Genomic DNA, 25149 nt, shown 5'->3' with positions numbered 1-25149 from the left:
CGGCTTTTCCCCGGATCCCCCCGACCGTGTGTCGAATCCCCGACCCGTCGATCGTCATCCTTGCGCACCGCCCTCCCGGGTGGTCACGTGGAACGACGACGAGGAAGAGGAACCCGCCATGCGCTACGCACTCTTGCTGCACAACGCCGAACCCGCCGAGGGCGAGATCCCGCAGGAGGCCGTCGAGGCCATGCAGCAGGCCTTCGGCGCCTACGGCCGGGCCCTGGAGGCCGCCGGGGTGCTGGTCGCCGCCGAGGTCCTGACCAGCCCGCGCACCACCACCACGCTCACCCTGCGCGAGGGCGGGCTGCGCATCCAGGACGGCCCCTTCGCCGACACCAAGGAGGCCCTGGCCGGGGTGTTCGTCATCGACGTCCCCGACCTGGACGCCGCCCTGGCCTGGGCCGAGAAGTGCCCGGGCGCGCAGTACGGGGTCCTGGAGATCCGCCCCGCGGCCACCTCCTACATCGACGGCGCATGGACCTGACCGGCGCCGCGGTGCGGGCCGCCCACGCGGCCCGCACCTCCCACGGGCGCCTGCTCGCCCTGCTGGCCGCCCCCACCGGCGACCTGCCCGCCGCCGAGGACGCCCTCGCCGACGCCTACGAACGCGCCCTCACCGCCTGGCCGCGCGACGGCGTGCCCGCCGACCCCGACGCCTGGCTGTTCACGGTGGCCCGCAACCGGCTGCGCGACCACTGGAGGTCGGCCGCCGTGCGCACCGGGGTGCCCCTGGACCCGGACCGGCACGCCCCGGCCGCCGACGCCACCCCCGACGTGGACGCCGTCGGCGACCGCCGCCTGGAGCTCATGCTGGTGTGCGCCCACCCGGCGATCGACCCGGCCGTGCGCACCCCGCTCATGCTCAACACCGTCCTGGGCCTGACGGTCGCCCGCATCGCCCCGGCCTTCGCCCTGCCCGCCCCCACCCTGGCCGCCCGGCTCACCCGCGCCAAGAAGCGCGTCAAGGAGGCCGGTGTGCCCTTCCGGATCCCCGACCGGGACGCCCTGCCCGGGCGGCTGGCCCACGTCCTGGAGGCGGTCTACGGCGCCCACGCCGTCGACCGGGAGATCGGCGGCACCGAGACCCGCACCGGCCTGACCGCCGAGGCCCTGGACCTGGCGGAGGTCCTCGCCCGCCTGGCCCCCGACAGCGCCGAGGCCCACGGCCTGGCCGCACTCATCGCCCTGGCCGCCGCCCGCGCCCCCGCCCGCCTGGACGACCGTGGCCGCCCGGTGCCCCCGGCCGAACAGGACACCGCCCGCTGGGACCGCGCCCTCATCGAACGCGGCCGCGCCCACCTGCGCGCCGCCCACTCCCTGGGCACCGTGGGCCGCTTCCAGCTGGAGGCCGCCGCCCAGGCGGTGCACTGCGCCCGCGCCGACACCGGCACCGTCGCCTGGGACCACCTGCGCGAGCTGTACCGGCACCTGCACCGGCTGGCCCCCACCCTGGGGTCGGCGACCGCGCTGGCCGCCGTCACCGCCGAGACCGACGGCCCCGCCGCGGGCCTGGCACTGCTGGAGGAGGAGACGGCCGCGTGGGGCGAGCGGGCCGCCCGCTTCGCCCCGGCCTGGGCGGTGCGCGCCCACCTGCTGCGCGCCCTGGGCCGCACCGGCCCGGCCCGCGCCGCCTACGACCGGGCGGTCTCGCTCACCACCGACCCGCCCTCCCGCGCCCGCCTGGAGGACGAACGCGCCCGCCTGGGCTGAGCACCGCGCACCGCCCGGCGTACCACCCGGTGGGACCCGGCCAGTGCCCGTAGCAGTCCCTGCGGGTCGCGGGTGTAGGCGTCCCAGCCCACCGCCCCGTACAGCCCCAGCAGCTCCTCGCGCGCCAGCTCCGCCGCCGCGCAGGCGCGCACGTCCACCCCGGCCATGGTCCGCCCTCCCGCCGTTCCTCCGACCGGGGCAGCGTAGTAGGTCAGGCGGTGGCGCGCGGCAGGGTGATGGTCACCGACGTGCCCGCCGGCCCGCTGTCGAGGTCCACCCGGCCCCCCTGGGCCGCCACCAGCGAGTGCACCACGGCCAGGCCCAGCCCCGCGATGCGCCCGCCCCCGCCCGCGCGCGTGGTCACGAACGGCTCGAACACCCGCGGCAGCACCCGCGGGTCGATCCCGGGACCGTCGTCGGCCACCACCAGCGCCACCCCGTCGTCGGCGGAGCGCGCGGACACCTCCACCCGGGTCCCGTCCGGGGTGTGGTCGACCGCGTTCCCGATCAGGTTGGCCAGGCACTGCTCCAGCCGCGCCTGGTCGCCCAGCAGCACCTCCGGCGGCGGCTCCGCCACGGTCACCGCCCCCCGCGCGGGCAGCGCCTCCGCACGCGAACGCACCTCCTCGAACAGGTCGGGCAGGAACACCGGCTCCCGCGCCGCGTCGATCTCGTCGCCGCCGCGCGCCACCGCCATCAGGTCCTCCAGCACCCGACGCAAGCGCACCAGCTCGGCGCGCACGATCTGCGCCTCCGGGCCGCCCAGCAGCTCCAGGTGCCCCTCGGCGACCGCCAGCGGGGTGCGCACCTCGTGCGAGATCGCCGCCAGGTAGCGGCGCCGGTCGGCGTCGGCCCCCTCGATCCGGTCCAGCATGCCGTTGATCTCCCCGGCCAGCTCACCGATCTCGTCCCGGGTCCCGGGCACCGGCACCCGCGCCGCCAGGTCGTCGGGGGAGACCCGCTTGGCCGCCGCCGACACCTCCCGCACCGGCCGCAGGGTGCGCCGCACCACCGCCCACAGCAGCAGACCGCCCCCGGCCAGGCCCACCGCCCCCGCCGCGCCGACGCTCGCCAGCACCGCCCCGGCCGCATCGCGCGAGGGCTCCAGCGGCGCCGCCACCGTCACCACCGCCACCCGGGCGCCGTCCCCGTCCACCACCGCGGTGTCCATCACCCGCAGCGGCCCGACGGCGCTGTCCACCGTGCGCAGCGTTCCCGGTTCCACCGGCGGCGCGTCCGGCCCGCTCAGCAGCGTCGCCACCGGCCCCGGCCCCCCGGTGCTCTGCAACCGGACCCCGCCCGCCGACACCAGCGACACGTGCCGGGCCCCGCTGGGCCGCGTCGCCAGCGCCTGGCGCGCCGCACGCTGCGCCTCCGGACCCGACACCACCCCGTCCACCCCGGCGGCCTCGGGCAGCCGGTTCCCCAGCGCCTCGCCCACCAGCGCCGCCTCCTCCTGGAGCAGCCGGTCCACGTCGGCGCGGCCCGACACCCGCACCAGCTCGTAGGTGAGCAGGGCGACCCCGCCGATCACCAGCGCCATCACCAGCAGGGCCCGGAGCACCACCCGGGCGGTGAGGTTCACCGGTCACCGCCGTCGAGCCGGTAGCCGACCCCGCGCACCGTCACGATCCGCTCCGCGCCCAGCTTTCGGCGCAGCTGGCTGACGTACACCTCCACCACGTTCGACGCCCCGTCGAAGTCGTACCCCCACACCCGGTCCAGCAGCTGCGGCTGGGAGAACACCTGCCCCGGGTGGCGCACCAGCACCTCCAGCAGGGCGAACTCGCGCGCCGACAGGGTGACCGTGGTTCCGTCCACCGACGCGGTGCGCGCCCCCAGGTCCAGCACGATCCCCCCGGCGGCCAGCACGTCGCCGCGCTCCTGCCCGCCGGTGCGCAGCCGGGCCCGCACCCGGGCCAGCAGCTCGCTCACACTGAAGGGCTTGACCATGTAGTCGTCGGCCCCCGCGTCCAGGTTCGCGACCCGGTCGCTCACGGCGTCCTTGGCGGTCAGCACGATCACCGGCACCGAGGGGCGGCGGCGCCGCAGCCGGCGCAGCACCTCCTCGCCCGGGATGCCCGGCAGGCCCAGGTCCAGCACCACCAGCTCCACGTCGGGGGACAGGGCCATCGTCAGCCCGTCGATGCCGTCGGCGGCGACCAGCACCCGGTGACCGGCGCTCTCCAGCCCGCGCCGCACGAAGGAGACGATGCCCTCCTCGTCCTCCACCACCAGAATCGCCACGCCCCCGCGCCCCTTTCCCCGTCGGTCGTCGGCCCAGCCTCCCAGGGAGCGCTGAGCCCTCCCTGAGCGCAACCTGAAGGCGGCCTTCAGGTGGAGCTCAGGGCCCCATCATCTCGCCGACCCAAGCTGGGAGCAGTGAACGGGACCTCCACGGGTAAGGACACCACGATGCAGACGCGCACCACGATCCTCCTCTCCTCCGCCGCCGGACTCCTGGCCGTCGGCGCGGTCGGCGGCTACCTGCTGCTCGACGACCCCGAACAGCCGGTCCAGCCGATCGGCCTCACCGGGTTCTCCGCCGGCAGCGCACCGACGACCGACCCCGCCGACGGGGAGGGCGGCACCTCGACCACCCGGTCCGTCGAAAGCCTGGAGCAGCTCACCGGGGAGCTGCGCGCCGACGCCGACCAGGCCCGGGGCGAGGACCACGACGACTGGAAGGTGGCCGGGGTGGACGTCGACTTCGGCCCCGAGGAGTGGCTGCTCACCGACCCGGTCCTGGAGGACTACGACGGCGACGGCACCGCCGCCCCCCTGCTGGAGGAGCTGCGCGGGTTGGAGGGCACCGAGGTCACCCTCGGCGTCCGCTACGAGGAGGACGACGACGGCGAGCGCGACGACGCCGACGTCTACACCGTCAACGGCCTGAACCTGCGCGACCCCGACGGCGGCCCGGCCCCCTGGGACAACTCCGGCACCGAGGGCGAGGCCGACCGCGACACCGTGGCGGCCGCCGCCGAGGCGGCCGTGGGCGAGGGCGCCAACGCGGGCGAGGTCGAGCGCGACGACGAGGACGGCCACCAGGTGTGGAAGGCCGAGGTGCGCGGCGCCGACGGCCGCGAGTACGACGTCATCGTCGACCTGTCGGGCGAGGTCATCGACGTCCGCGAGGACGACTGACCCGCCCGCCGGGCCGGGCGGGCGGGACCGGGCACACCGGCGGGGTGGGGCCGGCCCCCGCCCCGCCGGTCACGCTCGGCGGCATGGCCGAGCACGCCCGCCTTCCCGGCCCGCCGTCGGGACCGGTGTCCCGCACCACGACCGCGCGGGCCCCGGCCAGGACGGCGTCCAGTGCGCGCAGAGCGGACATCCCCGCCTCCCTACGTTCCGGCCGCGACCGTCGGCGCAGTACCGTACCCGTCCGGCGGACGGGAGGGAACCCGAGACCGCCGGTCGGGACCGGTGACGGGCGTTGTACGCTCTTCGGGCCAGTCGTACTCCACGTCGTGGGGCAGGGAACCCGGTGCGAATCCGGGACTGACGCGCAGCGGTGAGGGTGACGGGCGGGCGTGTCCGGGGACCCCTGTGTCCCGGACGGCCACTGGGGCACCGCCCCGGGAAGGCGCCCCGCACCGGACGACCCCGAGTCCGAAGACCTGCTGGCGCCGGCGGCGACAGGCCGCCGGTCCACCCGTGGGGCCCCGCGTACGGGCCCCCGAGCCGAAGGACCGTGCATGCTCCCCGCGGACGCCTCCGCGCCCCGCACCCGCCGCGACCGCTGTCCCGGCGCCCGGCGGCCCTGGACCGCCGACGACGGCCTGCTGGTCCGGCTGCGCCTGATCGGCGGCCGCCTCCCGGCCGCCTCCCTGGTCGCGCTGGCGGCCGTCGCCCAGGAGCACGGCTCGGGGCGGGTGTACGTGACCGGGCGGGCCAACCTCCAGGTCCGCGCCCTGCCCGGCCGGGACGGACACCTGGACCCCCACGTCCTGCGGGCCCTGGAGGCGACCGGCCTGCTGCCCTCGCCCACGCACGAACTCGTCCGCAACGTGATGGCCTCCCCGCTCACCGGCCTGTCGGGCGGGCGCGCCGACCTGCGCCCCGTCGCGGCGGCCCTGGACGCGGCCCTGTGCTCGGCCCCGCACCGCGCCGCCCTGCCCGGCCGCTTTTTGTTCGTGCTCGACGACGGGCGCGGCGACCTGGTCGAACGCGACTGCGACCTGGGGCTCACCGCGCTCGACGCGCACACCGCCCAGCTGCGGGTCGGCGCGCACCACGGACCGGTGGTGCGGCTCGACGCGGCGGCCGACGCCCTGGTGCGCCTGGCCGACACCTTCCTGGAGCGGCGCGGCGAAGGCCCCACCGCGCCCTGGCACGTCACCGAACTCCCCGAACCGCTGGGCGCCCCGGAGCCGCCCGACCCTCGCCTGCCGGACCCGGCCCCGCCGCTGCCCCACGGCCCGCTGCCCGGCGGCGGACGCCACGTCCCCGTTCCGGAGGAGGGCCTGGACCGGGCCGCCGCCGAAGCCCTGGCCGCGGAAGCCCTCGCGGACGACGCCCCGGCCGCCGACGCTCCGGCCGCGGGCGGCACCGAACTCGTCGTCACCCCCTGGCGCGGCATCGTCGTCCCCGGGGAGGCCCGGTGACCGCCCCCCGCCGCCCCGCCCGGCACTACGACTACATCGACGACGGCCCCGCCATCTACGCCGACTCCTTCGCCACCATCCGCGCCGAGGCGTCCCTGGACCACCTGCCCGCCGACGCCGAACGCCTCGCCGTGCGCATGATCCACGGCACCGGCCAGGTCGACCTCGCCGCCGACCTCGTCGTCCACCCGGGCCTGGTCGGCGCGGCCCGCTCCGCCCTGCGCTCGGGCGCGCCGATCCTGTGCGACGCGACCATGGTCGCCACCGGCGTCACCCGCTCCCGCCTGCCCGCCGACAACGACGTCCTGTGCCTGCTGGGCGACGACCGCGTCCCGGACCTGGCCCGCCGCTGGGGCACCACCCGCTCCGCCGCCGCCGTCTCCCTGTGGGAACCCCGGCTGGCGGGTGCCGTGGTCGCCTTCGGCAACGCCCCCACCGCGCTCTTCCACCTGCTGGAGATGCTCCTGGACGGAGCCCCGCGCCCCGCGGCGATCGTCGGCTGCCCGGTCGGGTTCGTCGGCGCCGCCGAGTCCAAGCAGGCCCTGGAGGAGTTCGCGGACCGCCACGGCGTCGACATCCCGTACGTGCTCGCCCGCGGCCGCCGCGGCGGCTCCGCGATGGCCGCCTCGGCCCTCAACGCCCTCGCGAAGGAGGAGGAGTGACCGGCAGATTCCACGGTGTGGGCGTCGGCCCCGGCGACCCGGAGCTGATGACCCTCAAGGCCGCCCGGCTCATCGCGGCGGCCGACGTCGTCGCCTACCACTGCGGCCCGGGCAAGGACTCCAACGCCCGCCGCATCGCCGCCGGCCTGATCCCCGCCGACGCCGTCCAGGAGCGGCTCGTCTACCCGGTGACCACCGGCGCGGCCGACCACCCCGGCGGCTACGAGGGCGCCCTGGCCGACTTCTACGAGGAGTCCGCCGCCCGCCTGGCCGCCCACCTGGACGCCGGGCGCGACGTCGTCCTGCTCTCCGAGGGCGACCCGCTCTTCTACGGGTCGTACATGTACATGCACGACCGCCTGGCCGCGCGGTACGAGACCGAGATCGTGCCCGGCGTCCCGGCCTTCACCGCGGCCACCGCCGCCGCGGCCGCGCCGCTGGCCCGCCAGACGGACGTGCTCACCGTCCTGTCCGGCACCCTGCCCGAACCGGAGCTGGCCCGCCGCCTCGCCGACACCGACGCGGCCGTCGTCATGAAGCTCGGCCGGACCTTCCCGGCGGTGCGCCGCGCCCTCGCCGCGGCCGGGCGGCTGGACCACGCCGTGTACGTGGAGCGCGCCTCCATGGAGGGCGAACGCCGCCTGCCCGTGGCCGAGGTCGACCCCGACACCGTCCCCTACTTCTCGCTCGTCCTGGTCACCGGGGACAGCCGCAACGGCGCCCGCTCCCGGGAGCACGCACCGCCCCGGGCCGAAGCCCCGAGCCCCGACGCCCTCCGCCCCGCCGCCCCCGCGTCCGAGCTCCTGGTCGTCGGCCTGGGCCCCGGTCCCGAGCACTGGCTCACCCCCGAGGCCCGCGAGGCCCTGGCCCAGGTCGACCACGTGGTCGGCTACGGCCCCTACGTCGCCCGCGTGCCCCAGCGCCCCGGCCTGACCCGCCACGCCTCGGGCAACACCGTCGAACTCGACCGCGCCCGCCGCGCCCTGGAACTGGCGGCGGCCGGCGAACGCGTGGCCGTGGTCTCCGGCGGCGACGCCGGGATCTTCGGCATGGCCACCGCCGTGTTCGAGGCCGCCGAGGACCCGCGCTTCCACGACGTGCCCGTGCGCGTCCTGCCCGGGGTGAGCGCGGTCCAGGCCGTCGCGGCCCGGGCGGGCGCCCCCGTCGGCGGGGACTTCGCCGTCCTGAGCCTGTCGGACCGCCTCAAGCCGTGGAAGGTGATCGAACACCGGCTGCGCGCCGTCGCCGACGCCGACCTGGCCCTGGCCCTGTACAACCCCGCCTCGCGTTCGCGCACCGAGCAGCTCGCCACCGCGCGCCGCGTCCTGCTGGAGCACCGCGACCCGGACACGGTGGTCGTGGTGGGCCGCGACGTGGGCCGGGAGGGGGAATCACTGGAGGTGACCACCCTGGCCGGGCTCGACCCCGCGGCCGTCGACATGCGCTGCCTGCTCATCGTCGGCGCCTCCGGGACCCGTGTGTCCCCGTCCGGCCGGGTCTGGACGCCCCGGTGGGTGAAGCCGTGACCGTGCACTTCGTGGGCGCCGGACCCGGCGCCGCCGACCTGCTGACGGTCCGCGCCACCCGCATGCTCGGCGCCGCCGACGTGGTGCTCTACCCCGGGACGTACCTGGACCCGCAGGTCCTCTCCCACTGCGCGCCCGGCGCCGAACTCGTCGACACCCAGGGCCTGGACCTGGACGCCATCACCGAACGCCTGGTCGGCGCCCACCGGGCCGGGCGCGACGTCGTGCGCCTGACCTCGGGGGACCCGTCCCTGTACTCCGCCCTCGCCGAGCAGACCCGCAGGCTCGACGCCCACGGCGTGCCGTGGGACGTCACCCCCGGTGTGCCCGCCTACGCGGCGGCCGCGGCCCTGGCCGGCCGGGAGCTGACCGTGCCGCTCATCGCCCAGTCGGTGGTGCTCACCCGGACCCGGGCGCGGTCCACGGCCATGCCGCCGACCGAGTCCCTGGCGGCGTTCGCCGCCACCCGGGCCACCCTGGTGCTGCACCTGGCGATCACCCGGGTGCGGCCGCTCATGGAGGAGATCGCGCCCGAATACGGCGCCGACTGCCCGGTGGTGGTCGTCCACCGGGCCAGTCAGCCGGGCGAGGCGGTGCTGCGCGGGACGGTGGCCGACATCGCCGGCCGGGTGGAGGAGGCCGGGTTCCGGCAGGCCGCGGTCATCCTGGTCGGGCGGGCGCTGGACCCGGACGGCGGCGGGGAGTCCTTCCTCTACGACCCGGCGCGCCCGCGCCCCGGGACCGCCGGATAGCCGCCCGCGTCCTGGGGCCGCCGGGTGGCCGACCGCGCCTCGGAGCCGCCGGGTGGTCGCCCGAGCCTCAGGTCCACCGGGTGACCGCCCCCGTCCCGGGACCGCCCGGTGACCGCCCCTGCCTCTGATCCGCCTCGTCCCGGTGCTCTCGGACGGCCCTGTCAGCGGCGGTGATCACGGCCCCCAGGACCTACGGGGTGACCGCCTTGCCCTCGCCCCGTCCCGGGGCCACCGGACGGTCCTGCCCGGCGGTCGGGTCACGCCCGCCAGGACCACTGGGTGACCGTGCGCGCGGGCGTCCACCCGGTGAAGGCGCCGATCGGCGCGGCGGTCTCCACGGCGATCCGGGTCAGCTCCCCGCCGCGGTCCCGGTACGCCTCGCCCAGCAGCCGCTCGGTCTCCAGGGTCACCCCGTGCACCACCAGCCGGCCCCCCGGCCGCAGCGCCTTCACACACGCCTCAAGGACCCCCGGCCGGGTCGCGCCCCCGCCGATGAACACCGCGTCCGGCGCGGACAACGCCACCAGGGCCTCCGGGGCGCGCCCCGCGACCACCCGCAGTCCCGGCACGCCCAGCCGCCCCGCGTTGCGGCCGATCCGTTCGGCCCGCCCGGGATCGGCCTCCACCGCCGTCGCCGCGCAGGTCGGGTGCGCGCGCATCCACTCGATCCCCACCGACCCGGCGCCCGCGCCCACGTCCCACAGGTGCTGGCCCGGGGCGGGCGCCAGCCGGGCCAGCGCGGAGGCGCGCAGGTCCCGCTTGGTGAGCTGCCCGTCGTGTTCGTAGGCGTCGTCGGGCAGCCCGGCCGCCAGCCCGTACCCGGGCGGCCCGGCCACCTCCAGGGCGAGCACGTGCAGGGCGGGCACGGCGGCCGGGTCCACCCCGGGCCAGGCGGCGGCCTCCGACTCCAGCCGCGACTCGGCGTCCGACCCCAGGTCCCCGAGCACGGTCATCCGTGTGGCCCCGTACCCGGCGCCGCTCAGCAGGGCGGCGGCCAGGGCCGGGGTGCCCGCGTCCGAGGAGAGCACCAGCAGGCGCTGACCGGGGGAGAGCCACCGCAGCAGCAGCCGCGGGTCGCGCCCCACCAGGGTCACCACGGCGCAGCGTTCGGCGGGCCAGCCCATCCGGGCGCGCGCCAGCGCGACCGAGGACAGCGCCGGCTCCACCCGCACCGCGTCCGCGCCCAGCAGGTCGATGAGCGTGGCCGCCACCCCGGACACCAGCGGGTCGCCCGAGGCCAGCGCCACCACGCTCGTTCCGTGGCAGGAGGCGAGCAGCCCGGGCAGCCCCTCCCGCAGCGGGGAGGGCCAGACCTCGCGGCGCTGCCCCGCCCGGTCCGGCAGCATCGCCAGGTGCCTGCGACCACCCAGCACCGTGTCCGCCTCCAGCACCAGGTGCCGCAACCGTTCGGGCACCCCCGGCCAGCCGTCGGCGCCCACGCCGACGACGGTCACGCGGGGTTCGGGGGTGGGGTGGGTATCGGTGCTCATGGACCGGACGCTATCGTCGGACCCTGGTGCGAGGTGCCCCGGCCTCCCCACCTTCGGAAACGGTGGGAAGGGCGGTCGGGGAGAATCTGGGAAGCCCGGTGAGATTCCGGCACAGGCCCGCTGCGGTGAACCGGGCCCCCGACCAGGGGGACCCGGCAAGTCCGAAGACCGGCCCCGCATCCGTCAGACCCATGGCGAAACGAGCGGGAGCCTCACCCATGCCATTGCGGCCATCGCACTACCCGTTCTCCGCGATCGTCGGCTGCGACGCCGAACCGCTGGACGACCTCGGCCTGGCCCTGGTCCTGGCCAGCGTCTCCCCCGAGATCGGGGGTGTCCTGGTGCGGGGGGAGAAGGGGACCGCCAAGTCCACGGCGGTGCGCGCCCTGGCCTCCCTGCTGCCGCCGGTCCGGGTGCACCGCGGGGACAGGTTCTCCGTGGACCCCGACGACCCCGCGCAGGAGTCCCCCGACGGCCCCTTCGGGTCGGGCACCCCGGTGGAGGCCCGCCCCGTCCGGCTGGTGGAGCTGCCCGTGGGCGCCACCGAGGACCGGGTGCTGGGCTCGCTGCACCTGGAGCAGGCCCTCACCCACGGCAAGGTCTCCTACGAACCCGGGCTGCTCGCCCGCGCCCACCGGGGCCTGCTCTACGTCGACGAGGTCAACCTGCTCCACGACCACCTGGTCGACCTGCTGCTGGACGCCGCCGCGACCGGCAGGGCCACCGTCGAACGCGACGGCTTCTCGGTGGAGCACGGGGCCCGCTTCCTGCTCATCGGCACGATGAACCCCGAGGAGGGCGAGCTGCGCCCGCAGCTCCTGGACCGGTTCGGGCTCACCGTCGAGGTCGCCGCCCCGGCCGCCCCGGCGGCGCGCGCCGAGGTGGTCCGGCGGCGCATGGCCTACGACGCCGACCCCGCCGCGTTCGCCGGGCGCTACCGGGCGGCCGAGGAGGCCCTGGCCGCGCGCATCGCGCGGGCCCGGGAGACCCTGGGCCGGGTCCGGCTCTCGGAGGGGGCGCTGCTGAAGATCGCCGAGGTGTGCGCCGCCTACGAGGTGGACGGCCTGCGCGCGGACATCGTCACCGCCCGCACCGCCGTCGCGCACGCCGCCTGGCAGGGGCGGACCTCGGTCACCCGGGCCGACATCCGACGGGCGGCCCTGCTGGCGCTGCCGCACCGGCGGCGCCGCAACCCCTTCGACGCGCCGGGCATCGACGAGGAGATCCTCGACCGGGTCCTGGGGGAGGAGGAGCCGCCCGAACCCCCGGGGCCGCCCGCCCCGGACGACGGGCCGGACGAGGGACCCGCCGACGGCGACGACCCCGAACCCGACAACCCCGGTCCCGAGGGCGGGGACCGCGCCGACACGCCCCCGGACGGCCCCTCGCAGGAGCCCCCGGGCGACCCCGGACCGGCGGACCCGGGTGCCTCTCACGACACGGACCCGGCCCCCGAAGCCTCCGAGCCCCCCGCCGGCCCGGACGCCGAGGCCCCCGCCCCGGCACCGCCCCCCGCACCCGAGGCCGCCCGGGTCGGGGCCGCCGCGCCCTACCGCACCCGCAAGTTCACCGTGCGCGGGACCGGCGAGGGCGCCGACGGCCGCCGCAGCCGCGCCACCGGCGTGCGCGGCCGCCGGGTCGGCGCCGCGCCGCCCGGCCCCGGCACGGGTTCGGCCCTCCACCTCGTGGAGACCGTCCGGGCCGCCGCGCTGCGCCCGCAGAGCGGCGGGCGCCTGCGCCTGCACCCCCGCGACCTGCGCGTCGCCGTCCGGGAGGGCCAGGAGACCAACCTGGTGCTGTTCTGCGTCGACGCCTCCGGGTCCATGGCCGCCCGCAAGCGCATGACCGAGGTCAAGACCGCGATCCTGTCCCTGCTCCTGGACGCCTACCGGCGCCGCGACAAGGTCGGCCTGGTCACCTTCCGGGGCCGGACCGCCGAACTCGTCCTGCCGCCCACCCGCTCCGTGGACATCGCCGCCGCCCGCCTCGACGGCCTGCCCGCCGGGGGACGCACCCCGCTCGCCGAAGGACTGCTGGAGGCGGCCCGGGTCCTGCGGCGCGAGCGGCTCCGCGACCCGCGCACCCGCCCCCTCCTGGTCGTCGTCACCGACGGCCGCGCCACCGGCGGCCCGGGCGCCGTCGGGCGCGCGTTCGGCGCCGCCGACCACGTCGCCGGACTGGGCGTCACCACCGTCGTGGTGGACGGGGAGTCCGGGCCGCTGCGGCTGGGGCTGGCCGCCGACCTGGCCCGGCGCCTGGGCGCCGACCACCTTCCCGTGTCCGAGGTCAGCGCCGAACGACTCGGCGCCGCAGTGAAGGAGAGGGCTGCCTGATGCCGCAGGGAAAGCCGCTGACCGTCCCCGACGACGGGCTCACCACCCGCCAGCGCCGCAACCAGCCCGTGCTGGCCGTGCACACCGGCGACGGCAAGGGCAAGTCCACGGCCGCGTTCGGGCTCGCCCTGCGCGGCTGGAACCAGGGCTGGCGGATCGGCGTGTTCCAGTTCGTCAAGTCCGCCAAGTGGCGCATCGGTGAGCAGACCGTGCTCGAACGCCTGGGCAGGCTCCACGAGGAGACCGGCGAGGGCGGCCCCGTCGAATGGCACAAGATGGGCTCGGGCTGGTCCTGGAGCCGCCGCCAGGGCAGCACCGAGGACCACGCCGCGGACGCCGCCGAGGGCTGGGCGGAGATCAAGCGCCGCCTCGCCGACCAGCGCCACGACCTGCTCATCCTCGACGAGTTCACCTACCCCATCAACTGGGGCTGGGTCGACGTGGAGGATGTGGTGGCGGCCCTGGTGGACCGGCCGGGCCGCCAGCACGTGGTCGTCACCGGCAGGCGCGCCGACCCCCGGCTGCTGGAGGCCGCCGACCTGGTCACCGAGATGACCAAGGTCAAACACCCCATGGACGCGGGCCGGAAGGGGCAGCGGGGCATCGAATGGTGACCGCGCCGGCGACCGCGCCGCCCCGGGTCATGGTCGCCGCACCCATGACGGGCCAGGGCAAGACCACGGTCGCGACCGGGCTCATGGCCGCGCTGCGCGCCGCCGGGCACACCGTGAGCGGGCACAAGGTCGGCCCGGACTACATCGACCCCGGCTACCACGCCCTGGCCACCGGGCGCCCCGGCCGCAACCTCGACCCCCACCTGGTGGGGGAGGGGCGGGTGGCGCCGCTGCTCCTGCACGGGGCGCGCGGCGCCGACGTCGCGGTCGTCGAGGGGGTCATGGGGCTGCACGACGGGCGGATCGGCACCGACGGGTTCGCCTCGTCGGCGCACGTCGCGGCGCTCACCCGGACGCCGGTCGTGCTGGTCGTTGACGTGTCCCGCATGTCCCGGTCGGTGGGCGCCCTGGTGGCGGGCATGGCCGACTACGACCCGTCGGTGCGGGTCGCGGGCGTGATCCTCAACCGCGCCGGATCGGCGCGCAACATCGCGGAGATCACCCGCTCCACCCGGCTGCCGGTCCTCGGCGTGGTGCCCCACGACGAGCGGATCGCGCGCCCCTCCCGGCACCTGGGCCTGGTCCCGGCCGCCGAACGCTCGGAGTCCGAACGGGTGGTGGCCCGGCTGGGCGAGCACATCGCCGCCCACGTCGACCTGGACGCGGTGCTGGAGCTGGCCCGCTCGGCACCCGCCCTGGACGCCCGGCCCTGGGACCCGGCCGCCGAGGCCGGTGACCGGGTGGGCGGGCGCCCGGTGGTGGCGGTGGCCCAGGGGCGCGCCTTCACCTTCCGCTACGCCGAGACCGAGGAGCTGCTCCGCGCCGCCGGATGCGACGTGCGGGCGTTCGACCCGCTCACCGACCCGGGGCTGCCCCCGGGGACCCGCGGCGTCTACCTCGGCGGCGGCTTCCCGGAGGTGTACGCGGGGGCGCTGTCCGCCAACCGCGCGCTGGCCGCCGAACTCCGGGAGGCGGTGCTGGACGGGGTGCCCACCGTCGCCGAGTGCGCGGGGCTGCTCTACCTCGCCCGGTCCCTGGACGGGCGGCCCATGGTCGGTGCCCTGGGGGCGGACGCCCGGATGACCGAACGCCTGACCCTGCGCTACCCGGAGGCGGTCTCGCCGCGGGACACGCTGCTGACCCGGGCGGGGGAGCGGGTGACCGGGCACGAGTTCCACCGCACCCGCACCACCCCGGCGACCGGGGCGGACGGCCCGGCGTGGGAGATCGAGGGAGCCCCGGAGGGGTTCGCCTCGCCGACCCTGCACGCCTCCTACCTGCACGTCCACTGGGCCGGACACCCCCAGCTGGCCGCCCGCTTCGCCACCGCCGCCCCGGCGAACGCCACTGCCGCCGCGCCCGCCGCCCCGGTGAATCCGGCCGCCGGCCCCGCCCGCGCAGTCGAAACGTCTGCGGCCGCACCCCTCACGCGCGGCGCCGGATCGCACACGGCCGCCGCCCACCCCGCGACCGACGGCCCTGCGCCCGGTGGCGGAGCGCACGCGGGCATCGACCCCGCCCGCGCGGCCGCGCCTTCGGCCCCGGCCCCCGACCGCGAACCCGAGCATGTGGCCGATCCGCTGCGGCACCACGGGGACGCCGAGACCGGCGGCGGGCTGCTGGACCTGGCCGTCAACGTGTACGCGGGGCCGCGCCCGGCCTGGCTCGACCGGGCCCTGCACGCGAGCCTGGCCGACGCCGCCGCCTACCCGGACCCCGCCCCGGCCCGCACCGCGATCGCCCGCCACCACGGCCGCGAACCCGACGGCGTGCTGCCCACCGCCGGTGCGGCGGAGGCGTTCACGCTGCTGGCCCGGCTGCGGGCCTGGCACCGGCCGGTGGTCGTGCACCCCCAGTTCACCGAGCCGCACGCCGCGCTCGAACAGGCCGGGCACCGGGTCACCCCGGTGCTGTGCACCGCCCGGGACGGCTTCGCGCTGCGCCCCGAAGCGGTTCCCGAGGACGCCGACCTCGTGGTGGTGGGCAATCCCGTCAACCCCACCGGGCTCCTGCACCCGGCCGAGACCCTGCGCGCGCTGCGCCGCCCGGGGCGCCTGCTGGTCGTGGACGAGGCGTTCATGGACGCCGTCCCCGGCGAGCCCGCGTCCCTGGCGGGGGAGGAGCTGGAGGGGGTGGTGGTGCTGCGCAGTCTCACCAAGCACTGGTCGATCCCGGGCATCCGCGCGGGGTACGTCGTCGGCGACCCGGCCGTCGTCCGCGAGCTGGCCCGGGCTCAGACGCCGTGGTCGGTGTCCGCACCGGCCGTCGCGGCCATGGTCGCCTGCACGGCGGACCCGCGTGCGGCGGCCGAGGCCGCCGACCGCGCTCGCACCCTCGACCGGTGGCGGGCCCCGCTGGAGGACGGCCTCCGCCGGGCCGGGGTGGATTTTGTGCCCTCTCGCGCGCCGTTCGTGCTGGCCCGCATCGGTGAGGGCGGCCACGCCCACCTGCGCACCAGCGGTATCGCCGTGCGCCGGGCGGACACTTTTCCCGGCCTGGACGCCTCCTGGGTGAGGATCGCGGTACGTCCACCCGCGGCCACCGCACGGTTCCTGGACGCCCTGGAGAGCTGGGTCGCCGAGGCCCCGACGCTGCTCGCCATCGCCGCCCGAGCCTGACCCTGGCCCACGCACCCGGGCGAGCGCCGCTGCCGGCCGCCGCCCGGGAAGGCCGGGCAGCCGGGGAGCGGGGGAACAGCGGCGCCGCATCACAGTCCCGGCGGGCCTGGGAACGGCGGCCGACTCAGCCCAGGGCGCGGACCCAGGCGAAGGCCTCCGCCACATCGTGCACGGTGGGCACGTCCCCCGGCCCCGGCGGGCGGCGCACCACCACGACCGGCACCCCGAGCAGGCGTGCGGCCTCCAGCTTGGGGCGGGTGTAGGTCCCGCCCGAGTTCTTGGTGACCAGCACGTCCGACCCGTGCCCGGCCATCAGCTCGCGCTCTCCGTCCAGCGTGTACGGCCCCCGCCCGGTCACCAGCCGCCAGGCGGCGGGCGGCGCCTGCTCCGGCGCGTCCACCACCCGGGCCAGCACCGGGAGCGACCCCAGCGCGGGCACGAACCGGGCCAGCTCCTGGCGCCCCACGGTCAGGAACGGCCGCGCCCCCAGCCGCGCCGCCACCCCGGCCGCCTCCTCGTGGGTGTCGGCGTGGTGCCACCCCGGTTCGGGCTCCCACCCCGGCCGCTCCAGCCGCAGCAGCGGCAGGTCGGTGCAGGCGGCGGCCGCGTTCGCGGACATGCCCAGCGCGAACGGGTGGGTGGCGTCCACGACCGCGTCGTAGTCCGCCAGCGCCGCCCGCAGCCCCTCGACCCCGCCGAAGCCCCCGATGCGGACCCGGCCGACCGGCAGCCGCGGCCGCGCCACCCGCCCGGCCAGCGACGAGGTGACGTCCACCCCCGCCTCCACCAGCAGGGCGGCCAGCTCACGGGCCTCGGAGGTTCCCCCCAGCAACAGCAGCCTCACCGCGCACCGCCCGGGTGCGGCTCGGGCAGCCCGGCCGGGGCGCCCTCGCGGGCCAGCTTCAGCAGCGCGTCCACGTCCAGGTGCCGTTCCACCAGGTCGGCCAGCAGGTCAAGGCGCCGCTCCCGCGCCGCGGCGAACCGCACCCCGGACGCCTCGTGCCCCAGCGCCTCGGCCAGGAACGCCGCCCGGAAGGCGTCGCCCTCCAGCGCCCCGTGCCACAGCGTCCCGAACACCGCGCCCGCCCGCGCCCCGCCGGGGAACGCCTCGGCCCCCGGCCCGCGCGTCACCGTCCCGTGGTGGATCTCGTAACCGCTCACGGGCACGCCGAACGCCTCCCCCGACGGCAGCCCCAGGGTCTTGTCCGCGGTGAAGTCCGTGCGCACGTCCAGCAGCCCCAGCCCCGCCGCCCGCGCCCCGCCCCGCGCCTCCACCCCGTGGGGGTCGGCCACGGTGGTGCCAAGCATCTGGAAGCCGCCACAGATCCCCAGCACCGGCCGCCCCCGCCGGGCGTGCTCGACCACGGCCCGGTCCAGCCCCCGCGAACGCAGCCACTCCAGGTCCGCCAGGGTGGCGCGGGTGCCCGGCAGCACCACCAGGTCGGCATCGGAGAGGTCGCGCGGCCCCGACGCGAACACCACGTCCAGCCCCGGCTCCAGCCCGAGCGCGTCCACGTCGGTGAAGTTGCTGATCCGCGGCAGCCGCACCACCGCCACCCGCCGCACCCGGTCCCCGCCCGCGCGCCTGCCCTCCAGGTCCAGGGCGTCCTCGGAGTCCAGCCACAGGCCCGGGTCCCACGGCAGCACCCCGTAGACCCGCCGGCCGGTGCGCCGCTCCAGGTCCGCCAGCCCCGGTTCGAGCAGCGCCGGGTCGCCCCGGAACTTGTTGATCACGAAACCCGCCACCAGGTCGCGGTCGGCCCGCTCCAGCAGCGCCACCGTCCCGTACAGGGCGGCGAACACCCCGCCCCGGTCGATGTCGCCCACCACCACCGCGGGCAGGTCGGCGTGCCGGGCCAGCCCCATGTTGACGTAGTCGCCCGCCCGCAGGTTGATCTCGGCGGGGCTGCCCGCCCCCTCGGCGACGACCACCTCGTACCGGGACGCCAGGTCGTCGAACGCGGCGTGCGCCGCCTCCGCCAGGTGGCGGCGGCCCGCCTCCCAGTCCGCGGACGACACCTCGCCCGCCGGGTGCCCCATCAGCACCACGTGGCTGCGCCGGTCCCCGCCGGGCTTGAGCAGCACCGGGTTCATCGCGGGCTCCGGCTCGGCGCGCGCGGCCAGCGCCTGCACCCACTGCGCCCGGCCGATCTCCGCCGGGTGCCCGTCCGGGCCCTGGCAGACCATGGAGTTGTTGGACATGTTCTGCGCCTTGTACGGGGCGACCCGCACGCCGCGGCGCGCGAACGCCCGGCACAGGCCGGTGGTGACCACGCTCTTGCCCGCGTCGGAGGTGGTCCCGGCGACGAGCAGCCCTCCCGCCCGTCGCCCGCCGTCGTCCGGTCGGAGCGCTTCGCGCCGGTGCGGACTTCCACCCTCAACGGAGGCCTTCGGCCCGGTACTTCCCGCCCGTCGCCCACCATCGTCCGGTCGGAGCGCTTCGCGCCGGTGCGGACTTCCACCCTCAACGGAGGCCTTCGGCCCGGTATTCATCGTGGTCTCCTGAGCAGCGCGGTGTCCATGACCCAGCCCGCCTTCCCCCGGGCCCGCAGCCGGGCCTCCTCGATCGCGGGCAGCACCTCGCCGACCCGCCCGGCCACCAGCTCCTCGCTGTCGGTGCCCAGGTTCGCCCCCCACCACACCGACCAGTCCGCCAGGTGGCCGAACCCGTGCCGCCCGCCCAGCATGACGACGATGTCCCGGTGCCCCGCCGCCACCGCCTCCGCCAGCCGGCGGGCCGGGGTGACGTGCACCGGCCCGCCCACCCCGTGCAGCACGATCCGGTGCCGCGCGGCCAGCAGCTGCGGGGCGCTGATCCCCGGCAGCACGTCGTACTCCACCGGCACCGCGCCCCGCTCGGCCACCGCCTCCACGATCCGCAGCGTCGAGTCGTACAGGGCCGGGTCGCCCCACACCAGGAACGCCGCCGTCCCGCCCCGCGCGCCCAGCACCCGCTCGTAGGCGCGCACCCGGGCCTCGTGCCAGGCGGCCACGGCCGCCCCGTAGTCCGCGGCCTCCCGGTCCCGCCGGGGATCGGCCACCTCCACCAGCGGCACGCCGAACGCCGCGCAGACCTCCCGCCGCAGCTCCAGCAGCCCGTCCTCCGCACCCTTGCGGGGCGCGACCGCGTAGTCGCACCCCCGCAGGGCCTCGGCGACCTCGCCGGTGAGCTGGCGGGGACCCATCCCGATCCCCAGCACGCGCACCCTCACTCCGCCTGCTCCTCCAAGTCCCCCTCGACCTCCAGGTACACCTCGGTCAGCGCCTGGAGGGTCGCCGGGTCGGGCTCGGCCCACAGCCCGCGCCGCGCCGCCTCGTGCAGCCGCTCCACGATGCCGCGCAGCGCCCACGGGTTGGAGGTGCGCAGGAACTCCTGCGTGGTCGCGTCCAGCACGTACTCCGCGGCGAGCCGCTCGTACATCCAGTCGTGCACGACCCCGGCCGTCGCGTCGAACCCGAAGAGGTAGTCGACCGTGGCCGCCAGCTCGAACGCCCCCTTGTACCCGTGCCCCCGCATCGCCGAGATCCACCGCGGGTTCACCACCCGGGCCCGGAACACCCGCGCCGTCTCCTCCGACAGCGGCCGGGTGCGCACCGCGTCGGGCGCGGTGGAGTCGCCCACGTACGCCTTGGGGTCGGACCCGGTGAGCGCGCGCACGGTGGCGATCATGCCGCCGTGGTACTGGAAGTAGTCGTCGGAGTCGGCGATGTCGTGCTCGGCGCTGTCGATGTTCTTGGCCGCCACCTTGATCCGCCGGTAGTTGGCGCGCATGTCGTCGGCGGCCGGGACGCCGTCGAGCCCGCGCCCGTAGGCGAACCCGCCCCAGGCCGTGTACACCTCGGCCAGGTCGCTGTCGTCGCGCCAGTTGCCCGACTCCACCACCTGGAGGATGCCCGCCCCGTAGGACCCGGGGGCGGAGCCGAAGATCCGGGTCGTGGCCCGCCGCAGGTCCCCGTGCGTCTCCAGGTCCGCCAGGGCGTGCGCGCGCACGAAGTTGCGGTCGGCCGGCTCCTCCAGCCCCGCCACCAGCGCCACCGCGTCGTCCATCAGGGCGACCACGTGCGGGAACGCGTCCCGGAAGAACCCGGAGATGCGCACCGTCACGTCGATCCGCGGCCGCCCCAGCTCCTCCAACGGCACCACGTCCAGCCGCGAGACCCGGCGGGACGCCTCGTCCCACTCCGGCCGCACCCCCAGCAGGGCCAGCACCTCGGCCACGTCGTCTCCGGAGGTGCGCATCGCCGAGGTCCCCCACACCGACAGCCCCACCGACTCCGGGTAGGTCCCCGTCTCGTCCAGGTGGCGGCGCAGCAGCGACTCGGCCATGGCCTGGCCGGTCTGCCAGGCCAGCCGGGACGGCACCGCCCGCGGGTCCACGGTGTAGAAGTTGCGCCCGGTCGGCAGCACGTTGACCAGCCCTCGCAGCGGCGACCCGGACGGCCCGGCCGGGACGAACCCGCCCGCCAGCGCGCGCAGCACGTGGTCGATCTCGTCGGTGGTCCCCGCCAGGCGCGGCACCACCTGCGTCGCGGCGAACTCCAGCACCGAACGCACCTGTGGGTCGTCGTGCAGGCCCGCCGCCGCGTCCGGGTCCCAGCCCGCGGCCTCCATGCGCTCCACCAGGCCGCGGGCGAGCGCCTCCACCGCGTCCACCTCGGCGGTCGGCGCCCCCTCCTTCAGGCCCAGCGCCGCGCGCAGCCCCGGCACGGCCCCGCCCACACCGCCCCACACCTGGGCGGCGCGCAGCACGGACAGCACCAGGTTCACCCGGGTCTCGCCCTCGGGGGCGGCGCCCAGCACGTGCAGGCCGTCGCGGATCTGGGTGTCCTTGATCTCGCACAGCCAGCCGTCGACGTGCAGCAGGAAGTCGTCGAACTCCTCGTCGTCGGGGCGTTCGGCCAGCCCCAGGTCGCGGTGCATCTCCGCGGCCCGCATCAGTGCCCAGATCTCGCCGCGGACCGCGGGCAGCTTGGCCGGGTCCATGGCGGCGATGTTGGCGTGCTCGTCCAGCAGCTGCTCCAGCCGGGCGATGTCGCCGTAGGTCTCCGCGCGCGCCATCGGCGGGATCAGGTGGTCCACGACCGTGGCGTGGGCCCGCCGCTTGGCCTGGGCCCCCTCGCCCGGGTCGTTGACCAGGAACGGGTAGACGAGCGGCAGGTCGCCCAGGGCGGCGTCGGTCGCGCAGGCCGCGGACAGGGCGGCGTTCTTGCCCGGCAGCCACTCCAGGGAGCCGTGTTTGCCCAGGTGGACGACCGCGTGGGCGCCGAACCCGCGCTCCAGCCAGCGGTAGGCGGCCAGGTAGTGGTGGCTGGGCGGCAGCTCCGGGTCGTGGTAGATCGCGATGGGGTTCTCACCGAAACCGCGGGGCGGCTGCACCAGGACCACCACGTTGCCCGCGCGCAGGGCGGCGAGCACGATCTCGCCCTCGTCGTTGACGTAGAGGTTGCCGGGGGCGGGGCCCCAGGCCCCGGTCATCGCCTCGCGCAGCTCCGCGGGCAGGTGCCCGGTCCAGGCGGCGTACTCGTCCGCGGTGATGCGCACGTGGGCGTCGGTGAGCTGGCCCGAGGTCAGCCACTCCTCGTCCTGGCCGCCCGCGGCGATCAGGGCGTGGATGAGCGCGTCGCCCGCCTGCGTCTCGTCGGGCAGGTCCAGGCCGGGCAGGGCCTGCGGGGAACCGAGGTCGTAGCCCTCCGCGCGCAGCCGCCGCAGCAGGCGCACCAGGGAGCGGGGCGTGTCCAGGCCCACCGCGTTGCCGATCCGCGCGTGCTTGGTGGGGTAGGCCGACAGCACCACCGCGATGCGTTTCTCGGCGGGCGGCACGTGCCGCAGCCGGGCGTGCGCCACCGCGATCCCGGCCAGGCGGGCGCAGCGTTCGGGGTCGGCGACGTAGCGGGGCAGGCCGTCGGCGTCGATCTCCTTGAAGGAGAACGGCACGGTGATGACGCGGCCGTCGAACTCGGGGATGGCGATCTGGGACGCCGAGTCCAGCGGGGTGACCCCGTCGTCGGACTCCTCCCACGCGGCGCGCGGGCTCGTCAGGCACAGGCCCTGGAGCACCGGGACGCCCAGGGCGGCCATGCGCTCCACGTCCCAGGCCTCGTCGTCCCCGCCCGCGCTCGCCGAGGCGGGGGTGCTGCCGCCCGCGGCCAGCAGTGTCACCACCAGGGCGTCGAATGCGCCCAGCGCTTCGTACAGTTCGTCGGGCGCTGAACGCAGCGACCCGGCGAACACCGGCACGCCCACCGCCCGGCCGGTGGCGTCCACCGCGTCGGCCAGGGCGTGCACGAACGCCGTGTTGCCGCCCGCCTCGTGGGCCCGGTAGTACAGGATGCCGATCCGCGGCAGGCCGGGGGCGTCGGAGCCGGAGCCGGGCTCCGGGGCGGAGTCAACGGCCCGGTCGCGCTCGGCGACGCCCCACGCCGGGATCTCCAGCGGCGGCTCGAACCCCTCGCCGGTCACCAGGACCATGTCCGACAGGAAGGCGTGCAGCCGGGCCAGGTTGGCCGGCCCGCCCTGGGCCAGGTAGCGGTGGGCGTCGGTGGCCACACCGATCGGCACGGTCGAGTGCTCCATCAGCTCCGCGCTGGGCTGCTGCTCGCCGCTGAGCACGACCAGGGGCGTGCCCCGCTCCCGGACGGCGGCCAGGCCCGGCCACAGGTCGTGCGGGGAACCCAGCAGCCGCACCACGACCAGGTCGGCGTCCGCCACGGCCGCGGTGAGTTCGTCGTCCGAGGCGCGGGACGGGTTCGCCCACGTGTAGGACGCGCCGCTGCCCCGTGCGGACAGCAGGTCGGTGTCAGAGGTGGAAAGCAGTGCGATCCGTACCGCCATGGCCGGATTCCTCCCCAGGGGTTCTCGCCCCATTGCTGGTAGGAACGCTCGGAGCCGGTGTCTGGCTGCACCCCGCCGGGGGTGTCACAGTGGCGGAACCGCCCCGGAGTCGCACCGGGTTCCCGCACTTCGAGCGAAGGGTGTGGGCCGTCCCCTGCACCGTTCGACGGGAGCCGGACCGGTCCACACCCTAGCGGGGGAGCGTGCGCCCGCGGCAGGGAGGCGGGCCCGACGCGGCCCGAGGAGGCCCCGGGACGGCCGGACGCGGCCCGAGGCGGCTCCCGGACGGCTCCGCAGCGCGGCCACCGGGCGGTCTCCACGGGGTGTCCGGCGGTTATCCCACCCCCGCCTCTTGCCTCCGCCCACGCCAGGGCCTACCTTCGGGGTGCCGTGGTGTTCGGGAAGTCCGGTGAGAATCCGGCGCGGCCCTCGCCACTGTGCACGGGAAGTCCCCACGCCCCGCGCGCCGTCCCCCCCAGGAGACGGAGCGCGGACCACGCCACTGGGATCGCACTCTCGGAAGTTCGGGAGCGCGGCCTGGGAAGGCGGGCGCGGGGGCGCGGCCCGGCAGCCAGGAGACCGGCCACGGCACTGATGACCGTCCACGAGGTGCTGGAGATAGGTCCCCCACAAATGCACATACCCGAAGGCCTGCTGCCTCCCCTGCACGCCGCCGCCTGGACCGCGGCGGCCGCACCCTTCGTCGTCCACGGCGTGCGCTCGCTGACCCGCGAGGTCCGCGCCGACCCCGACGCCAAACTCCTGATCGGCGCGGCGGGCGCGTTCTGCTTCGTCCTCTCGGCCCTCAAGATCCCCTCCGCGACCGGGACCAGCTCCCACCCGGTGGGCGTCGGCCTGGGATCGGTCCTGTTCAGGCCGCCCGTGATGGCGGTCCTGGGGACCATCACCCTGCTGTTCCAGGCCCTGCTGCTCGCCCACGGCGGGCTGTCGACCCTGGGCGCCAACGCGTTCTCCCTCGCGGTGGTCGGCCCCTGGGTGGCCTACGGGGCGTTCCGCCTGGTGCGCGGGCTCACCGGCCGGCTTCCCGAGGGGACGTCGCTGTCGCTGGCGGTGTTCACCGCGGCGTTCTCGGCCAGCCTGGGCACCTACACCGTGACGAGCCTCCAGCTCGCCCTGGCCCACCCCGACCCCGAGGGCGGCGTCCTCGGGGCGTTCGTCAAGTACGCGACGATCTTCTCCGTCACCCAGATCCCCATCGCCGTCATCGAGGGCCTGGTCACGGTCGTGGCCGTCCGGCTCCTCAGTTCGGTGAGCCGCGGCGACCTCGTCCGGCTCGGGGTGCTGCGGGCCGCCGCGCCCACGGCGCCGGAGCCCGAGGGCGCACCGGCACCGGAGTCGGCTCGGGCACCGGCACAGGCACAGGAAGGTGCGGCGGACGCCGACCGGAAGGCCGACGCCGCGGGCACCGCGGCCGCCGGCGGGGACGACAAGAAGGGGGAGAAGGCATGAGCGACCGGTCGACACCCCGCGCGTGGGTGACCTGGGCACTGCTGGGAGCGGTGGCGGTCCTGGCGGTGTTCCCGCTGGTGATCGGCGCCGGTGAGGGCATGGAGGAGCCGTTCGCCGGGGCCGACGGCCAGGCCGAGGGCCTGGTCGAGGAGCTGAACCCGGACTACGAGCCGTGGCTGGCACCCCTGGTCGAACTGCCCTCGGGCGAGGTCGAGTCGGGGCTGTTCGCCCTCCAGGCCGCGATCGGCGCCGGGGTGATCGGCTACGTGCTGGGCGTGGCGCGCACCCGCTCCCGGCACCGGGAGCAGGCCCCCGCGGACGCCGCCGCCCCGGCGGCCGGTCCGGTGACCGCCCCGGCGACGGGTTCGGTCGGTTCGGCGGCCGGTCCGGCGGATTCGGCCACGGGTTCGGTGCCCGGCCCGGCGACCGCCGACGCCGCCGTCCCTACGGTCGGTTCGGACGGCCCGGCGACCGGTTCGGCAGCGGGTCCGACGACCACGGATCCCGACGCCCCCGGCGGTCCCTGACC

Annotated in this window: 20 protein-coding genes and 4 riboswitches; of the genes, 12 read left to right on the top strand and 8 right to left on the bottom strand. The window is 76.9% G+C overall.

Annotated elements, in window-relative coordinates:
- Positions 1-118 precede the first annotated feature (118 nt).
- Both ACJOT3_RS03085 and ACJOT3_RS03080 read left to right on the top strand, forming a co-directional pair.
- On the top strand, positions 119-487 hold the full coding sequence (locus ACJOT3_RS03085) for a YciI family protein (protein WP_406968506.1): 369 nt from the start codon (positions 119-121) through the stop codon (positions 485-487).
- A complete protein-coding gene (locus ACJOT3_RS03080; protein ID WP_406968504.1) occupies positions 478-1713 on the top strand; it encodes an RNA polymerase sigma factor in 1236 nt (411 codons plus the stop codon). The genes ACJOT3_RS03085 and ACJOT3_RS03080 overlap by 10 nt, the downstream gene beginning before the upstream one ends.
- On the opposite strand, the gene ACJOT3_RS03075 is transcribed toward ACJOT3_RS03080, so the two are convergent.
- Genes ACJOT3_RS03075 through ACJOT3_RS03065 form a run of 3 tightly spaced genes read right to left on the bottom strand, consistent with a single transcriptional unit; the run spans position 1635 to position 3960 of the window.
- On the bottom strand, positions 1635-1880 hold the full coding sequence (locus ACJOT3_RS03075) for a hypothetical protein (protein WP_406968502.1): 246 nt from the start codon (positions 1878-1880) through the stop codon (positions 1635-1637). The two genes, ACJOT3_RS03080 and ACJOT3_RS03075, sit on opposite strands and share 79 nt — an antisense overlap.
- Before the next feature lie 44 nt (positions 1881-1924).
- Positions 1925-3298 (bottom strand): HAMP domain-containing sensor histidine kinase, encoded by a 1374-nt coding sequence (locus tag ACJOT3_RS03070; RefSeq protein ID WP_406968500.1) that lies wholly within the window; start codon positions 3296-3298, stop codon positions 1925-1927.
- Complete coding sequence (locus ACJOT3_RS03065; protein ID WP_406968498.1) at positions 3295-3960, bottom strand: response regulator transcription factor; 666 nt, start codon at positions 3958-3960, stop codon at positions 3295-3297. Before ACJOT3_RS03065 ends, ACJOT3_RS03070 begins: the two co-directional genes overlap by 4 nt.
- 168 nt (positions 3961-4128) lie before the next feature.
- Here ACJOT3_RS03065 and ACJOT3_RS03060 point away from each other — a divergent pair, with 168 nt between their 5' ends.
- The 5 genes from ACJOT3_RS03060 to ACJOT3_RS03040 all read left to right on the top strand — a co-directional run bounded on the left by ACJOT3_RS03060 (position 4129) and on the right by ACJOT3_RS03040 (position 9263).
- Entirely contained in the window at positions 4129-4860 is a 732-nt protein-coding gene (locus ACJOT3_RS03060; protein WP_406968496.1) for a PepSY domain-containing protein, read from the top strand.
- 292 nt (positions 4861-5152) lie between these two features.
- A riboswitch (cobalamin riboswitch) is annotated at positions 5153-5358 on the top strand.
- Between the two features lie 56 nt (positions 5359-5414).
- Positions 5415-6323: a ferredoxin-like domain-containing protein gene (locus tag ACJOT3_RS03055; RefSeq protein ID WP_406968494.1), complete on the top strand. Its 909-nt coding sequence runs from the start codon at positions 5415-5417 to the stop codon at positions 6321-6323.
- The gene (locus ACJOT3_RS03050) at positions 6320-6985 is read left to right on the top strand and encodes a precorrin-8X methylmutase (RefSeq protein ID WP_406968492.1); all 666 of its coding nucleotides are present in this window, start codon (positions 6320-6322) and stop codon (positions 6983-6985) included. Before ACJOT3_RS03055 ends, ACJOT3_RS03050 begins: the two co-directional genes overlap by 4 nt.
- A complete protein-coding gene (locus tag ACJOT3_RS03045; RefSeq protein ID WP_406968490.1) occupies positions 6982-8511 on the top strand; it encodes a precorrin-2 C(20)-methyltransferase in 1530 nt (509 codons plus the stop codon). Before ACJOT3_RS03050 ends, ACJOT3_RS03045 begins: the two co-directional genes overlap by 4 nt.
- Entirely contained in the window at positions 8496-9263 is a 768-nt protein-coding gene (locus ACJOT3_RS03040; RefSeq protein WP_406968488.1) for a cobalt-precorrin-4/precorrin-4 C(11)-methyltransferase, read from the top strand. Before ACJOT3_RS03045 ends, ACJOT3_RS03040 begins: the two co-directional genes overlap by 16 nt.
- 257 nt (positions 9264-9520) lie before the next feature.
- Here the strand turns inward: ACJOT3_RS03040 and cbiE are convergent, their stop codons facing one another.
- Positions 9521-10753, bottom strand: a complete 1233-nt coding sequence (gene cbiE / locus ACJOT3_RS03035; RefSeq protein ID WP_406968486.1) for a precorrin-6y C5,15-methyltransferase (decarboxylating) subunit CbiE — start codon at positions 10751-10753, stop codon at positions 9521-9523.
- 55 nt (positions 10754-10808) lie between these two features.
- Positions 10809-10944, top strand: a riboswitch (cobalamin riboswitch).
- 27 nt (positions 10945-10971) lie between these two features.
- Here cbiE and ACJOT3_RS03030 point away from each other — a divergent pair.
- The 3 genes from ACJOT3_RS03030 to cobBC are packed head-to-tail and all read left to right on the top strand — an operon-like array spanning position 10972 to position 16318.
- Entirely contained in the window at positions 10972-13086 is a 2115-nt protein-coding gene (locus tag ACJOT3_RS03030) for a VWA domain-containing protein (RefSeq protein WP_406968484.1), read from the top strand.
- The gene (gene cobO / locus ACJOT3_RS03025; RefSeq protein ID WP_406968482.1) at positions 13086-13700 is read left to right on the top strand and encodes a cob(I)yrinic acid a,c-diamide adenosyltransferase; all 615 of its coding nucleotides are present in this window, start codon (positions 13086-13088) and stop codon (positions 13698-13700) included. The genes ACJOT3_RS03030 and cobO overlap by 1 nt, the downstream gene beginning before the upstream one ends.
- Entirely contained in the window at positions 13694-16318 is a 2625-nt protein-coding gene (gene cobBC / locus ACJOT3_RS03020) for a bifunctional hydrogenobyrinic acid a,c-diamide synthase/histidinol phosphate aminotransferase CobBC (protein ID WP_406968480.1), read from the top strand. The genes cobO and cobBC overlap by 7 nt, the downstream gene beginning before the upstream one ends.
- Before the next feature lie 124 nt (positions 16319-16442).
- On the opposite strand, the gene ACJOT3_RS03015 is transcribed toward cobBC, so the two are convergent.
- The 4 genes from ACJOT3_RS03015 to cobN form a co-directional block, all read right to left on the bottom strand.
- Positions 16443-17162, bottom strand: a complete 720-nt coding sequence (locus ACJOT3_RS03015; RefSeq protein ID WP_406968478.1) for a cobalt-precorrin-6A reductase — start codon at positions 17160-17162, stop codon at positions 16443-16445.
- A complete protein-coding gene (locus tag ACJOT3_RS03010; RefSeq protein WP_406968540.1) occupies positions 17159-18631 on the bottom strand; it encodes a cobyric acid synthase in 1473 nt (490 codons plus the stop codon). The genes ACJOT3_RS03015 and ACJOT3_RS03010 overlap by 4 nt, the downstream gene beginning before the upstream one ends.
- A gap of 176 nt (positions 18632-18807) precedes the next feature.
- Complete coding sequence (cobF, locus tag ACJOT3_RS03005; protein ID WP_406968476.1) at positions 18808-19530, bottom strand: precorrin-6A synthase (deacetylating); 723 nt, start codon at positions 19528-19530, stop codon at positions 18808-18810.
- A complete protein-coding gene (gene cobN / locus ACJOT3_RS03000) occupies positions 19527-23150 on the bottom strand; it encodes a cobaltochelatase subunit CobN (RefSeq protein ID WP_406968474.1) in 3624 nt (1207 codons plus the stop codon). Before cobN ends, cobF begins: the two co-directional genes overlap by 4 nt.
- Positions 23151-23205: 55 nt before the next feature.
- Positions 23206-23275, bottom strand: a riboswitch (cobalamin riboswitch).
- A 249-nt stretch (positions 23276-23524) separates the two neighbouring features.
- Positions 23525-23752: riboswitch (cobalamin riboswitch) on the top strand.
- A gap of 31 nt (positions 23753-23783) precedes the next feature.
- On the opposite strand from cobN, the gene ACJOT3_RS02995 reads away from it, so the two are divergent.
- On the top strand, positions 23784-24620 hold the full coding sequence (locus ACJOT3_RS02995) for an energy-coupling factor ABC transporter permease (protein WP_406968472.1): 837 nt from the start codon (positions 23784-23786) through the stop codon (positions 24618-24620).
- Positions 24617-25147 (top strand): energy-coupling factor ABC transporter substrate-binding protein, encoded by a 531-nt coding sequence (locus tag ACJOT3_RS02990; RefSeq protein WP_406968470.1) that lies wholly within the window; start codon positions 24617-24619, stop codon positions 25145-25147. Before ACJOT3_RS02995 ends, ACJOT3_RS02990 begins: the two co-directional genes overlap by 4 nt.
- Positions 25148-25149: the final 2 nt, after the last annotated feature.

The sequence above is a fragment of the Nocardiopsis protaetiae genome (assembly GCF_045446735.1).
Classification (GTDB): domain Bacteria; phylum Actinomycetota; class Actinomycetes; order Streptosporangiales; family Streptosporangiaceae; genus Nocardiopsis; species Nocardiopsis protaetiae.
This window is presented reverse-complemented; position numbering and strand designations above follow the sequence as displayed.

What these genes read in the sequence shown, in the direction of transcription:
- ACJOT3_RS03085 (WP_406968506.1), top strand. Translation starts at nt 119, where the DNA reads ATGCGCTACGCACTCTTGCTGCACAACGCCGAACCCGCCGAGGGCGAG.
- ACJOT3_RS03080 (WP_406968504.1), top strand. Translation starts at nt 478, where the DNA reads ATGGACCTGACCGGCGCCGCGGTGCGGGCCGCCCACGCGGCCCGCACC.
- ACJOT3_RS03075 (WP_406968502.1), bottom strand. Translation starts at nt 1,880, where the DNA reads ATGGCCGGGGTGGACGTGCGCGCCTGCGCGGCGGCGGAGCTGGCGCGC.
- ACJOT3_RS03060 (WP_406968496.1), top strand. Translation starts at nt 4,129, where the DNA reads ATGCAGACGCGCACCACGATCCTCCTCTCCTCCGCCGCCGGACTCCTG.
- ACJOT3_RS03055 (WP_406968494.1), top strand. Translation starts at nt 5,415, where the DNA reads ATGCTCCCCGCGGACGCCTCCGCGCCCCGCACCCGCCGCGACCGCTGT.
- cbiE (WP_406968486.1), bottom strand. Translation starts at nt 10,753, where the DNA reads ATGAGCACCGATACCCACCCCACCCCCGAACCCCGCGTGACCGTCGTC.
- ACJOT3_RS03030 (WP_406968484.1), top strand. Translation starts at nt 10,972, where the DNA reads ATGCCATTGCGGCCATCGCACTACCCGTTCTCCGCGATCGTCGGCTGC.
- cobO (WP_406968482.1), top strand. Translation starts at nt 13,086, where the DNA reads ATGCCGCAGGGAAAGCCGCTGACCGTCCCCGACGACGGGCTCACCACC.
- cobBC (WP_406968480.1), top strand. Translation starts at nt 13,694, where the DNA reads ATGGTGACCGCGCCGGCGACCGCGCCGCCCCGGGTCATGGTCGCCGCA.
- cobN (WP_406968474.1), bottom strand. Translation starts at nt 23,150, where the DNA reads ATGGCGGTACGGATCGCACTGCTTTCCACCTCTGACACCGACCTGCTG.
- ACJOT3_RS02995 (WP_406968472.1), top strand. Translation starts at nt 23,784, where the DNA reads ATGCACATACCCGAAGGCCTGCTGCCTCCCCTGCACGCCGCCGCCTGG.
- ACJOT3_RS02990 (WP_406968470.1), top strand. Translation starts at nt 24,617, where the DNA reads ATGAGCGACCGGTCGACACCCCGCGCGTGGGTGACCTGGGCACTGCTG.